General features: G+C 73.2%; 13 protein-coding genes and 3 tRNA genes. 11 read left to right on the top strand and 5 right to left on the bottom strand.

Annotated elements, in window-relative coordinates; translation table 11 throughout:
* Window positions 1-22 precede the first annotated feature (22 nt).
* On the bottom strand, window positions 23-241 hold the full coding sequence (locus QQK26_RS11745; protein ID WP_284232962.1) for a diacylglycerol kinase family protein: 219 nt from the start codon (window positions 239-241) through the stop codon (window positions 23-25).
* The gene (locus tag QQK26_RS11750; protein WP_284232964.1) at window positions 199-1,011 is read right to left on the bottom strand and encodes a diacylglycerol/lipid kinase family protein; all 813 of its coding nucleotides are present in this window, start codon (window positions 1,009-1,011) and stop codon (window positions 199-201) included. Before QQK26_RS11750 ends, QQK26_RS11745 begins: the two co-directional genes overlap by 43 nt.
* A gap of 61 nt (window positions 1,012-1,072) precedes the next feature.
* On the opposite strand from QQK26_RS11750, the gene serS reads away from it, so the two are divergent.
* From serS to QQK26_RS11785, 7 genes are all read left to right on the top strand, one after another.
* Window positions 1,073-2,338: a serine--tRNA ligase gene (serS, locus tag QQK26_RS11755; protein WP_284232966.1), complete on the top strand. Its 1,266-nt coding sequence runs from the start codon at window positions 1,073-1,075 to the stop codon at window positions 2,336-2,338.
* A complete protein-coding gene (locus QQK26_RS11760) occupies window positions 2,335-3,153 on the top strand; it encodes an HAD hydrolase family protein (RefSeq protein ID WP_284232968.1) in 819 nt (272 codons plus the stop codon). The genes serS and QQK26_RS11760 overlap by 4 nt, the downstream gene beginning before the upstream one ends.
* 79 nt (window positions 3,154-3,232) lie before the next feature.
* A tRNA-Ser gene (locus QQK26_RS11765) sits at window positions 3,233-3,317 on the top strand.
* Between the two features lie 64 nt (window positions 3,318-3,381).
* Window positions 3,382-4,665, top strand: coding sequence for an LCP family protein (locus QQK26_RS11770; protein WP_284232971.1), 1,284 nt, complete (start codon window positions 3,382-3,384; stop codon window positions 4,663-4,665).
* Window positions 4,666-4,733: 68 nt separating this feature from the next.
* Window positions 4,734-5,162: a hypothetical protein gene (locus tag QQK26_RS11775; RefSeq protein WP_284232973.1), complete on the top strand. Its 429-nt coding sequence runs from the start codon at window positions 4,734-4,736 to the stop codon at window positions 5,160-5,162.
* A gap of 46 nt (window positions 5,163-5,208) precedes the next feature.
* Window positions 5,209-5,297 (top strand) — tRNA-Ser (locus QQK26_RS11780).
* Window positions 5,298-5,352: 55 nt separating this feature from the next.
* Window positions 5,353-5,425: transfer RNA gene (locus QQK26_RS11785), tRNA-Arg, on the top strand.
* 67 nt (window positions 5,426-5,492) lie between these two features.
* On the opposite strand, the gene QQK26_RS11790 is transcribed toward QQK26_RS11785, so the two are convergent.
* Window positions 5,493-6,683: a hypothetical protein gene (locus QQK26_RS11790; RefSeq protein ID WP_284232976.1), complete on the bottom strand. Its 1,191-nt coding sequence runs from the start codon at window positions 6,681-6,683 to the stop codon at window positions 5,493-5,495.
* A gap of 188 nt (window positions 6,684-6,871) precedes the next feature.
* Here QQK26_RS11790 and QQK26_RS11795 point away from each other — a divergent pair, with 188 nt between their 5' ends.
* From QQK26_RS11795 to QQK26_RS11810, 4 genes are all read left to right on the top strand, one after another.
* The gene (locus QQK26_RS11795; RefSeq protein ID WP_284232978.1) at window positions 6,872-8,629 is read left to right on the top strand and encodes a glycoside hydrolase family 35 protein; all 1,758 of its coding nucleotides are present in this window, start codon (window positions 6,872-6,874) and stop codon (window positions 8,627-8,629) included.
* A gap of 36 nt (window positions 8,630-8,665) precedes the next feature.
* Window positions 8,666-9,511 carry a methyltransferase domain-containing protein gene (locus QQK26_RS11800; protein ID WP_284232980.1) on the top strand — a complete coding sequence of 282 codons (846 nt, stop codon included), beginning with the start codon at window positions 8,666-8,668 and terminating at the stop codon, window positions 9,509-9,511.
* Between the two features lie 318 nt (window positions 9,512-9,829).
* Window positions 9,830-10,078, top strand: a complete 249-nt coding sequence (locus tag QQK26_RS11805; RefSeq protein ID WP_284232982.1) for a hypothetical protein — start codon at window positions 9,830-9,832, stop codon at window positions 10,076-10,078.
* A 111-nt stretch (window positions 10,079-10,189) separates the two neighbouring features.
* Complete coding sequence (locus QQK26_RS11810) at window positions 10,190-10,657, top strand: GNAT family N-acetyltransferase (RefSeq protein ID WP_284232985.1); 468 nt, start codon at window positions 10,190-10,192, stop codon at window positions 10,655-10,657.
* On the opposite strand, the gene QQK26_RS11815 is transcribed toward QQK26_RS11810, so the two are convergent.
* Both QQK26_RS11815 and QQK26_RS11820 read right to left on the bottom strand, forming a co-directional pair.
* The gene (locus QQK26_RS11815; RefSeq protein ID WP_284232987.1) at window positions 10,644-11,993 is read right to left on the bottom strand and encodes a cryptochrome/photolyase family protein; all 1,350 of its coding nucleotides are present in this window, start codon (window positions 11,991-11,993) and stop codon (window positions 10,644-10,646) included. The genes QQK26_RS11810 and QQK26_RS11815 overlap by 14 nt on opposite strands.
* Entirely contained in the window at window positions 11,990-12,433 is a 444-nt protein-coding gene (locus QQK26_RS11820; protein ID WP_284232989.1) for a MarR family winged helix-turn-helix transcriptional regulator, read from the bottom strand. Before QQK26_RS11820 ends, QQK26_RS11815 begins: the two co-directional genes overlap by 4 nt.
* Between the last annotated feature and the right edge of the window lie 138 nt (window positions 12,434-12,571).

The raw sequence follows: 12,571 nt of genomic DNA on the forward strand, positions 1-12,571 counted from the left end.
GGCCCGTCGGCCGCAGCGCGGTTCAGGCCGTCGGCGACGCCAGCGGCACCATCACGCGCAGGGCGCCCTCGTCGATCCAGGACCTCACGGCGACGGCGACGCCCATCCCGTCGCCGTCGAGCTGGAACTCCTGGGCCTCCTCGACGCGGAGCGTGATGTCGCGCCCGCGCAGGCTCGTCACCGAGCGCACGTCCTGGTTCAGGTCGATGAGCCGGCGACCGGCGGCGCTCCTGCGCAGCACGCCGTTCTCGAAAACGAGCTTGTTCCACACCTTGACCCACCCGAGCGGCCCTCCGGGCGCAGGGCCACGATGTCGAGGATGCCGTCGTCCGGTCGCGCATCGGGCATGAGCAGGATGCCGCCGGGCAGCAGCCCGCAGTTGCCGAGCAGCACCGTGTGCACGCGCATGCTCCTGGTCGTGCGGCCGTCGACGCTGTACTGCATCCGCACCGGATGCAGCTCGGCGAGCGCGCGCACGCCGCCGTCGATGTAGGCGAGCCAGCCGACCCGCTTCTTGAGGCGCTCGTCGGTCTTGGCGATCATCTTCGCGTCGAGGCCGAAACCGGCCATGACGGTGTACAGATGCTCGGTGCGGCTGCCGTCCGGGTGCTCGATGCGGGCGATGCCGGCGTCGATGGTCCGCTCCCGACCGCCGAAGGCGATCGCCACGGCGTTCTCGGGGTTGCCGGGCTTGAAATCGAGGTTGCGGGCGAGCAGATTGCCGGTGCCCGCGGGGACCAGGCCGAGCGCCGCATCCGTCCCGCGCACGCCCTCGGCGACCGCGCGCACGGTGCCGTCGCCGCCCGCCGCGATGACGAGCTCGGCGCCGTCGGCGACCGCCTGCCGCGCCGGACCCTGCCCCGCGTCCTCGACGCTGGTCTCGTACCAGCGGCTCTCGCCCCAGCCGTACTCGACCTCGGCCTCGGCGACGGCGGTGCGCAGCTTGCCGAGGTCGACCTTGACGGGGTTGAACACGACGCCCGCCCTGCGGGCTGCGACAGGCTGCGACATACGCCGAACCTAGTGGACCCGGCACCCGCGGTGGCTGGATGCGCGACGGTAGGCTGGGCGGGTGATCGATCCGCAGCTGCTCCGCGACGACCCCGACCGCCTCCGCCGCTCGCAGGAGGCCCGCCAGGACTCCGTGGAGCTCGTCGATCGGGCGCTCGCGGCCGACCAGGAGCGCCGCAGCGCCATCACCGCCTTCGAGACGCTGCGCGCCGAGCAGAACGCCTTCGGCAAGACGGTCGCCAAGGCGCCCAAGGAGGAGAAGCAGGCGCTCGTCGCGCAGGCGCAGCAGCTGGCCGCGCAGGTCAAGGCGGCGCAGGCCGCGGCCGGCGAGGCCGAGACCGCCTTCGCCGAGATCGTCGGCGCCATCGGCAACCCCATCATCGACGGGGTGCCGGCCGGCGGCGAGGAGTCCTTCGAGGTGCTGCGCCACGTCGGCGACAAGCGGGAGTACGACTTCGAGCCGAAGGACCACGTGGAGATCGCCGAGGCGATCAAGGCCTTCGACCTGGCCCGCGGCGTGAAGGTCAGCGGCTCGCGCTTCTACTTCCTCACCGGCATCGGCGCGCGCCTCGAGCTCGCGCTCATGAACATGGCGCTCGATCTCGCGCTGCGCGAGGGCTTCACCCCGCTCATCACCCCCACGCTCGTGCGCCCCGAGGTCATGGCCGGCACCGGCTTCCTCGGCAAGCACGCCGACGAGATCTACCATCTGCCGGCCGACGACCTCTACCTCACCGGCACCAGCGAGGTCGCGCTCGCGGGCTTCCACGCGGACGAGATCCTCGACCTCGAGCAGGGCCCGCTGCGCTACGCCGGCTGGAGCACCTGCTACCGCCGCGAGGCCGGCAGCCACGGCAAGGACAACCGCGGCATCCTGCGCGTGCACCAGTTCAACAAGCTGGAGATGTTCACCTACGTCAAGCCCGAGGACGCCGAGGCCGAGCACCTGCGCCTCGTGGGCTGGCAGGAGCAGATGCTGCAGGCCTGCGAGCTGCACTACCGCGTGATCGACGTGGCCGCCGGCGACCTCGGATCGAGCGCCGCCCGCAAGTACGACATCGAGGCCTGGGTGCCGACGCAGGGCGCGTACCGGGAGCTGACCTCGACGAGCAACTGCACCACCTACCAGGCCCGCCGCCTCGACATCCGCCACCGCGGGGAGTCCGGCAAGACGAGCCCCGTCGCGACGCTCAACGGCACGCTGGCGACCACCCGCTGGATCGTCGCCATCCTCGAGACCCATCAGCAGGAGGACGGCTCGGTGCGCGTGCCCGAGGCGCTGCGCCCCTACCTCGGCGGCCTCGAGGTCATCGAGCCGGTGCGATGAGCCCGGCGACCGACGCCGAGCGCTGGCTCATCGCCCTCGACATCGACGGCACGATCCTGCAGAGCGACGGCACCATCACCGACGCCGTCATCGAGCAGGTGGGGCGGATGCGCGACGCCGGTCACGAGGTCATGCTCGCCACCGGCCGCGGCGTGGGCATGACCCTGCCGATCCTCGACCGGCTCGGCCTCCTCTCGCAGCACGTGGTATGCGCGAACGGCGCGATCACCCTCAAGCGGGATGCGGACGCGCCGATGGGCTGGTCCCGTCACCGCGTCGAGACCTTCGACCCGACCGGCGCCCTCGACGCCACCCGCGTCGTGCTGGAGCAGGCGCACTTCGCGATCGAGGACGAGCGCGGCTTCGCCCTCTACACCGGCGACTTCCCGGCCGGCAGCCTGGGCGAGGACAGCCGGCAGGTCGAGTTCGAGGAGCTCTACGGCGTTCGGGCCACCCGCCTGGTCGTGTACTCGCCCGACCACGACGAGGAGGAGTTCCTGCACGTCGTCGAGGGTCTCGGCCTGCACCAGGTGGCCTACAACGTCGGCTGGACCGCCTGGCTCGACATCGCCCCCGAGGGCGTCGACAAGGCGAGCGCGCTCGAGCAGGTGCGCGCCGATCTGGGCATCCCGCGCGAGCGCTGCCTGGCGATCGGCGACGGGCGCAACGACATCGAGATGCTCGCCTGGGCGGCCGAGCACGGGCGCGGGGTCGCCATGGGCAACGCCCCCGCCGAGGTCGTGGCCGCGGCGAGCGAGCAGACCGGCACCGAGTTCGAGGACGGCGTCGCGCAGGTCTTCGCCGCCTGGCGCTGATCCGGCCGAGGGCCGTGCGCGAGCCCTGCTCGCGTACACTCGTCGCAGCGTCGCGCCCGCGCGCGTCGCGCACCATCCGGGAGGGCTGTCCGAGCGGCCGAAGGATCTGGTCTTGAAAACCAGTGGGCAGCAATGCCCCGTGGGTTCGAATCCCACGCCCTCCGCTGCACCAGTCAGAACGACGCCCGCACGGCGCGAACCCCGACGCCGGAGAGGACGCAACGCACGATGACCGAGACCGCCACGCGGCAGCGACGCTCCGCCTCCCGCCCCGGCATCGCGAGGCACGGCCGGTTGCGCGAGCCGCGCACCTGGGTCGGCGTCGTCAAGCTGCTCGCCGCCGTCGTCACGGTGCTGGCGGTGAGCACGACCGCGGTCGTCGTGTACGCGGGCACCAAGCTCGTCAACGACATCGACGTGGTGGCGCTCGAGGGCGAGGAGCAGGGCGCCCCGCTGCCCCAGATCGGCGACTTCGAGGGCGGCGTCAACCTGCTGCTGGTGGGCACCGACACCCGCGAGGGCCAGGGCGACGTCGGCGGCGGCGTCGAGACCGGCAACCTCAACGACGTCAACATGCTCGTGCACATCTCGGCCGATCACACGAACATGACCGTCGTGAGCATCCCGCGCGACCTGGTCGTGCCGATCCCGTCGTGCCCCCGCGAGAGCGGCACCGGCTACTACTCCGCGATGGCGGGTCGCCCGATCAACGAGACCCTCGGCTACGGGGGCCTGCCCTGCACGGTGCTCACGGTCGAGGAGCTCACCGGGCTCGAGATCCCGTTCGCGGCCATGGTGACCTTCACCGGCGTGATCGGCATGTCGGATGCGGTCGGCGGCGTGCCCGTCTGCATTACCGGTGGCGACATCGCCGACCGGTACACCGAGACCTACCTCTCGGAGGGCGAGCACACGCTCTCCGGCCAGCAGGCGCTCGAGTTCCTGCGCACCCGCCACGGCGTCGGCGACGGCTCGGACCTCGGCCGCATCAGCTCGCAGCAGGCCTTCCTGTCGTCGCTCGTGCGCACGATCACGGGCGACGGCACGCTCAACGACCCGACCAAGCTCTACGGACTGGCCTCGGCGGCGACGCAGAACATGACGCTCTCGTCGGGTCTCGCGCAGGTCAACACGATGGTCTCGATCGCGCAGACGCTGCGCGGCATGGACCTGAACAACATCAACTTCGTGCGCTACCCGTCGACCTTCGGCTCGAGCGGCATCTACGCCGGCAAGCTGCAGCCGATCGTCTCGGAGGCGGACGAGCTGATGGACCGCCTCGCGAACGACATCCCCTTCGCGCTCGGCGAGGACAGCGTCGGCGTCGGCGCCGAGGTCGTCGACCCGGGCGCCCCCGAGGGCGAGCAGCCGGCCGAGCCGGAGCAGACCCCGCCGCCGACCGAGGCGGCCGACGACGGCGGCACCCCGGCGCCGGTCGAGACCGACAGCACCGTCATCGAGGGCCTGGTCGGCCAGAGTGCGGCGCAGCAGACCTGCTCGGTCGCCAACTGAGCGATCCGTCCACCTCGGCCCGCCAGGATCGGCGGGCACCCGCATCCGCTCCCTCCGAAGGCCACTTCATGACCGCATCCGCTCCATCGCCCGCCCGCCTCGCCGGCATCGACCGCCTCGCGGAGCGACTGCGCGCCGACCCGAGCGACCCGGCGGCCATCGCGGCGCTGTGGGGCGCCGTGCTGCGCCTCGACCGCTGGACCTTCATCGCCCGTGGCCCGGCCGAGTCGCCCTCGCCCTACGTCGCGCGGCTGCGGTCCGGTCCGATGCTCTTCGCCTTCACGAGCCCGGAGCGCGCGGTGATCGGCGCCCGCAACGCGAACCTCACCCAGGAGGAGGCCGCCCGGCAGATGTCGGTGCCGCTGCCCCGGGCCGTCGACTGGGCGGCGTCCTACGCCTCGCGGGGCGTCACCGGCATCGTGTTCGACACCCCGGCGCAGAGCTACTGGGTGCCGCTGGCGAACCTGAAGGGGCTGCGCGAGCGCCTGCAGGGCTGACGTGGTCGAGACCGCCCCCGGATGCCGTTATGCTGGTGCGGTACTTGGAGACGTCGCATAGTCCGGTCGAGTGCACCACCCTGCTAAGGTGGAGTCCCCGCAAGGGGACCGCGGGTTCAAATCCCGCCGTCTCCGCGGCCGCCAGATTTGGCGGAAGGCTTGAACCTCATGTATGTTGTTCGAGTTGCCTGCGCCCGTAGCTCAACGGATAGAGCATCTGACTACGGATCAGAAGGTTAGGGGTTCGAGTCCCTTCGGGCGCACACTGTGTTGAGACAGTCGGAGAGCGGTTCGCGAAAGCGAGCCGCTCTCCTGGTCTTCCAGACTGGTTCAACCAGACGTGGCTGCTGCTGGCCCGACGCTGCGCGCGGTTCGCGCTCGGCGGTTGGCCAGCAGCGCGACGAGCAGGCCGAGCAGCGGCGCGGCGAACGCCGCCATCATGATCAGCATGCCGAACGACGCGGCGAGGGCCACGGCGATCGCCGCGACCAGTGCTGCCCGCACGGCGCGGCCCCCGGGCAGCAGCGGCGCGAGGAGCAGCGCGCCACCGAGCCCGGTGAGGCCCGCGGCGAGCAGCAGGGCCGGCGAGGCCAGCGGATGCGCCTGGTCGAGCGCGTAGCCGGCGGCCAGCGCGAGCAGCGCGCCGGTGAAGGCCACGGCCGGCGGGAGCACCGCCCGGCCCAGCTTGGGACGCAGGGCGGCGGCGCCGGCCGCGACCACGGGGATGGCGGCGATCGATCCGGCGAGGATGCCGAGCCGCATCGTCTCGGTCGCATCCCCGAGAGCGGGCAGCAGGACGCTGCCCGCGAGCGCGAGCACCACGCAGCCGAGCCCGAGCGCTGCGGAGCCGACGGCGACGGCGGTGACGGTCCGCCGCTGCCGGCGATCGAGGGGCGCGGTCACCCCGATCTCCGCGGTGTGAACCGCTGCCGGTGCAGGGTCGGACGACGCCCTCCCCTGGAGCGTCGCCAGGAGCAGCACCGCAGCACCGCCCAGCAGCGGGCCGGCGCCCTGCGCGGAGAGCAGGCCGATGGTCAGCGACGTCGGCACCGCGATGACCAGCGCGAGCACCAGCCGCAACGCCGTCGAGCGGAGGCCCCGTACAGCGACCAGCGCGGGCGGCAGGCACGCGCCGGCGCCGAAGGCCCACGCGGCGAGCAGGAACGCGAAGGTCGCGTGGCCGAACCAGGTGCCGGCCCCGCCCGCATCCGCTTCCTCCATGCCGATGCCCCACGAGGCGGTCGCCAGGGCGCCGAACGTCCAGGCCGGCACGGCCGCGACCGCTGCGACGGCGGCCGGTCCGGCGCGCAGGTCGCCGCGACGGACGAGGAGCAGCCCGCCGGCGACCGAGACGAGGAGCGCCCCGAGGAAGAGCAGCGCCAGGCGCGCCGTCGCCAGCCAGGTCTCCTCCGACGACCACGCGAGCGTCAGCAGCGCCACCGACGCGCCGGTGAGCAGCATGCCGGCGGCGCCGATTCCGATCACGGTGGGCAGCGGGGGGCGAGCGGATGCGGTGGTCATGCGGCCATGCTCGTCGCTGCGCGTCTTCCCCGCGTCGGCTCGGGGGATGACGCCGGGGCGCCGACGGGTGGAGCCGTCGGCAAGCGCGGCGATCCCGCCGCCGCCGTCGGTGCGCGCCTAGGCTCGTCCGTCGGGGCTCCGGCGCGACCCCGCACCCTGATCGACGAGGACCGAGGAGCATCATCCGCGTGAGCACGTTCGAGATCGGCGAGGCCGACTTCCTGCTGGACGGCCGGCCCCACCGGATCCTGGCCGGTGCGCTGCACTACTTCCGGGTGCACCCGGAGCACTGGGCCGACCGCATCCGCAAGGCGCGCCTAATGGGGCTCAACACGATCGAGACCTACGTGGCGTGGAACGCGCACGAGCCCGTGCGGGGCGAGTGGGACGCGACCGGTGCGAACGATCTCGGCCGCTTCCTCGACCTGGTGGCCGAGGAGGGCATGCACGCGATCGTGCGCCCCGGTCCCTACATCTGCGCCGAGTGGCACAACGGCGGGCTGCCGACCTGGCTGACCGCGCTGCCCGGCATCGGCCTGCGCCGCTCGGAGTCGACCTACCTGGCCGAGGTCTCCCGCTACCTCGAGCGGGTCTACGAGATCGTGGCGCCGCGGCAGATCGACCGCGGCGGCAACGTGATCCTCGTGCAGATCGAGAACGAGTACGGCGCCTACGGCGACGACACCGCCTACCTGGAGCACCTCGTGCGGCTCACGCGCTCGGCCGGCATCACGGTGCCCCTCACCACGGTCGACCAGCCGCAGCCGCAGATGCTGCGCGACGGCAGCGTCACCGGGGCGCACCTCAGCGGCTCGTTCGGCTCGCGCGCCGCCGAGCGCCTCGCGACCCTGCGCGAGCATCAGCCGACCGGTCCGCTCGTGTGCTCCGAGTTCTGGGACGGCTGGTTCGACTCGTGGACCGGCCCGCACCACACCACGAGCGCAGCGGATGCGGCCGCCGAGCTCGACGCGCTACTCGCGGCGGGCGCCTCCGTCAACGTGTACATGTTCCATGGCGGCACCAACTTCGGGCTCACCAACGGCGCCAACCACAAGGGCCGCTACGTGCCCATCCTCACCTCCTACGACTACGACGCCCCGCTCGACGAGGCGGGCCGGCCGACGGAGAAGTACCGCGCCTTCCGCGAGGTCATCGCCCGCTACGCGCCGGTACCCGACGAGCAGCCCCCGGCGCCGCAGCCCGCACCCGCGCTCGAGGTGCCGCTCGCGGCGGTCGACACCGACCCCTTCGGCCGTGCCGAGTCGCTGCCCGCGCAGGACGCACCGGCCACCTTCGACGAGCTCGAGCACCTCGGCGGCCTGCTGCGCTACGACGTCGAGCTGCCCGGGCCGCACGAAGCGGCCCGCGTGCTCGCGTTCGACGACGTGCGCGACGCCGCCTGGGTGGAGGTGGACGGACGTCCGGTCGGACGGATGCTGCGCGCACTGCAGGAGCGCTCGATCGCGCTGCCGCCCGGCCGCCACCTGCGCATCGTCGTGGAGGAGCAGGGCCGGGTGAACTACGACGAGCGTCTCGGCGAGCCGAAGGGCCTCATCGGCACGCCGCTGCTCGACGGGCACCCGCTGACCGGATGGACGGCCAGCCCGGTCGACGTCGCCGAGCTCGCTCGCCGCGGCGAGTCGCTGGCCGCGGAGGCCGCGCCGGGCCGGCCGGTCGTCGGTCCGGCCGTGCTCGCCGGCGCCTTCGACCTGGAGCGCCCGACCGACCTGTTCCTCGACACCGACGGCTGGGGCCGCGGCGTCGTCACGGTCAACGGCTTCCTGCTCGGCCGCTACTGGCGCAACGGCCCGCAGCGCACCCTCTACGTGCCGGGCCCGGTGCTGCGCGCCGGCCGCAACACCATCGCGGTGGTCGAGCTCGAGGCGGCGTCCCGGGCAAGCGCCCGCTTCGTGCCCCAGCCGCTGCTGGGGCACCTGGAGGAGTAGGGAGCGGGCTCCGATCCGCCCGGCTACGCTGACCGGATGCCCGCCGCGCCGATCCCCGACGAGACCCTCGCGGCGCTCGCGTGCCCCGTCTGCGGCGGCGGATTGCGGATGCACGGCGCCGCGATCGGCTGCGACGCCGGCCACCGCTTCGATCGCGCCCGCCAGGGGCACCTCACCCTGCTCGCCGGCCGCACCCCCTTCGAGTCGGACACCGCCGCCATGGTCGCCGCCCGCGAGCGCTTCCTCGACGGCGGCTGGCACGTCCCGACCGCCGCGGCGCTCGCCGAGACAGCCGCCGCCGAGGCGCCGGGCGCCCGGCTGGTGCTCGACGTGGGCGGTGGCACGGGCTGGTACGCGGCCCGCGTCCTCGACGCGCTGCCCGCGGCCCGGGGCCTGAGCCTCGACCTCTCGAAGGCGGCGGCCGCGCGGGCGGCGCGCGCGCATCCGCGGCTCGCCAGCATCGTGGCGGACGCCTGGGCCGGGCTGCCGCTGCAGCAGGGCTCGGTCGACGTGGCGCTGAGCGTCTTCGCACCCCGCAACGCCGACGAGCTCGCCCGCGTGCTCGCCCCCGGCGGCGTGCTGCTCGTGGCGGTACCCGAGGCGGACCACCTCGCCGAGCTCGTCGAGCCGCTGGGCATGCTGCGGGTCGACCCGCGCAAGCAGGAGCGCCTCGCAGAGCGCCTCGGCGCGTTCGAGCGCGGCGCCGTGCGCGCGGTGCGCCGCGAGCTGCGGCTCGACCGCGCTGCCGCCCGCGACCTCGTGCTCATGGGTCCGAGCGCCTTCCACGCCGAGCCCGCGCTGCTCGACGAGCGCCTCGCCGCCCTGCCCGAGTCGATCCACGCCACCCTCGCCGTTACGGTCGCCGCCTACCGCCTCCGCTGACCCGCCCCGCCCCCCACCCCGCGCACGCCCCGCCCCGCGCCCCCTGTGCGATTCGGAGGAGCCGGGCCCGTCTGGGCGCGTCGGCACGGCGTTCTTCCCGTCAGCTGACGCCGGCGCGGGATGCGTCTCCTCCGAATCGAACACCGCGCGCGCCTCGAGTGACCGTCGAGACGCGCACGAGCGGGCCGGCGGGCCGGTCTCCGCGTGCCCGGATGGGACCAGGGGATGATGCCCGCGGCACCCCGGGCCGATGCCCCGCGCCGTCGGCCGCGCCAGGCTGGAACGACCGCCAGCCCGCAGCCGTCCGAAGGAACCGTCGTGGCCCTCGCCGCACCGCAGACCGCCCCCGTCCGCATCAGCGTCGCCGCCGGACCGCGCGACCGCGCTCGCGCCGTGCCCGCGCGCCCGGTCCGCCTCTCCGCGCTCGCACGCCGCGGGCTCTTCCTGCTCGGCCTCGGCATCGTGATGCTGCTGGTGCAGATCGTCATCGGCGTCGCGCTGGCGGTCTCGTTCGCGGTGGCCGCCGTGCGCGCGGTGGCCCGCCGCATCCGCTCCCTCCGCCGCTGATCCGGGTGCCGGGGACGCTCCGATGCGCGCGGATGCAGGTCGCGTCGCCACCCGCATCGCACCGGCGCATCCCGAAACCCCCGCGTAATCAGCCCCGCCTACCCTGGGCCCATGCGCATCGAAGCCGGCGACCTCGACGCCCCGGACGTCCAGGACCTCATCCGGGAGCACCTCGACGACATGTTCGCGACGTCGCCCCCCGAGAGCGTGCACGCCCTGAGCGACGAGGGGCTGCGGCACCCCGACGTCGTCTTCTTCACGGCCCGCGACGACGACGGCGCCCTGCTCGGCTGCGGCGCGATCAAGGCGCTCGGCCACGACGCGGCCGAGCTCAAGACCATGCGCACCGTGCGCGCGGCCCGCGGTCGCGGCGTCGGCGCCGCGATGCTCGGGCACCTGCTGCAGGTCGCGCGCGAGCGCGGCGTCGCGAGCGTGCACCTCGAGACCGGCTCGATGGAGTACTTCGCCGCCGCCCGGCGGCTCTACGCCCGCCACGGCTTCGCCGAGACCGGACCGTTCGGCGACTACGCGCCCGATCCCCTGAGCACCTTCATGGCCCTGCGGCTCAGCGCCGCTTGACCACCTCGTAGGCGTCGAGCGCCGCCTGGCGCGATGCCTTCAGATCGACCATCGGTTCCGGGTACTCGTCGGTGTCGAGCTCGGGGATCCACTCCCGCAGGTAGTTGCGGTCCTTATCGAACTTCTCCGCCTGCGTCACCGGGTTGAAGATCCGGAAGTACGGCGCCGCATCCGCCCCCGACCCCGCCACCCACTGCCAGTTGCCGGGATTGCTGGCCTCGTCGGCGTCGACCAGGGTGTCCCAGAACCACTGCTCGCCGATGCGCCAGTCGACGAGCAGGTTCTTGATGAGGAAGCTGGCCGCGACCATGCGCACGCGGTTGTGCATGAACCCGGTCGTCCAGAGCTGCCGCATGCCCGCGTCGACCATCGGGATGCCGGTGCGTCCCTGCTGCCAGCGCTCGAGCTCATCGGCGTCGGGCTGCTCCCACGGGAAGTCGTCGAAGCTGCGACGCCAGTTGATCGTGGCGTAGTCCTCGCTGTGGAACAGGACGTGGTGGTGGAACTCGCGCCAGCCGATCTCGCTCAGGAACTTCGACTTCTCGCGGCGAGCGGCGGGGGAGAGGTCGCGCCGCATCCGGTCCCAGATCTGGAAGGGGCTGATCTCGCCGAAGCTCAGCGAGGGCGAGAGCCGCGAGCCGGCCTCCTGCGCGGGCTCGTCGCGCAGACCGTAGTCCTGCAGCACCTCCTCGGCGAAGCGGTCGAGCCGTCGGCCCGCGTCGACCTCGCCGGGGGTCCAGTGCTCGCGCAGCCCGCCGGCCCAGTCCGGCTTCGTGGGCAGCAGCCCCCAGTCGTCGAGCGGATCGGAGGCGGGCACGTCGTCGGGCGGGCGGATGGCGTCGGGTGCGGCCAGCGGCGACCGCGGCTCCGGCTCGGCCAGGCAGGCCTTCCAGAACGGGGTGAACACCTGGAAGGGGTTCCCCTGGCCGGTGCGGATGGTCCACGGCTCGTGCAGCAGGTTCGCCTGGAAGCTCTCGACCTCGACGCCGTCCGCGCGCAGGGCCTCCTTGAGGGCCGCATCCGCTTCCCGTCCCGCCTTGCCGTACCGGCGGTTCCAGACGACGGTGTCGGCGCCGAGCTGCCGGACCACGTCGGGCACGACCTCGGCGGCGGGGCCCCGGCGCAGCACGAGCGCGCCGCCGAGGTCGGCCACGCGCTCGCCCAGCTCGTGCAGCGAGTGGTGCAGCCACCAGCGGGAGGCGCCGCCGAGCGGGCGCACGGTGGTGTCGTCGAGCACGTAGAGCAGAACGACGGGCTCGCCGCGGTCGACCGCGGCGCGCAGCGCTGGGTTGTCGGCCAGGCGCAGGTCCTGCCGCAGCCAGACGAGGGTGGTCATGCGCGCTCGACCCCGTCGCGCAGGGTGTCGGCGATGCGCTGCAGCTGCTCGAGCTCGTCGGCCGGCAGCGCCGCCGTCATGATGCGGCTGATCGATGCGGAGTGGGTGACGGCGACCTGCCGGAAGAGGTCGTAGCCGTCGTCGGTGAGCCCCACGACGATGCCGCGCGCATCGCCGGGGTCGGAATGCTTGGACACGAGGCCGCGGCCGGCGAGCCGGTCGATGAGGCGGCTCACGCTGGGCTGGGTGAGCAGCAGGTGACGGTTGAGATCGCGGATGCGCTGGGCGCGCCCGGGGCAGCGGGAGAGGTTGAAGAGCACGTCGTACTCGTTCATCGACAGCACGTCGGTGGGGAACTCGGCGGTGAGCTGCCGCATCACGGTCACCTGCGCGCGGAACAGCGCCTCCCACGCGTCGATCGCCAGCGTCTTCTCGCTCATGGGACCACTGTAGGGAGCCCGCGGCAACGGATGGAGGGCCGGTCGTCGAGGCGAACGACCGGCCCTCTCCCTTGCACCAAGAGTGTCCTGCAATCACATTCCGCTTCGGCTGCCACAGCAAACAACCTCCGCAGGAAT

The organism is Arenivirga flava (assembly GCF_030161575.1).
GTDB classification, from domain to species: Bacteria; Actinomycetota; Actinomycetes; order Actinomycetales; family Microbacteriaceae; genus Arenivirga; species Arenivirga flava.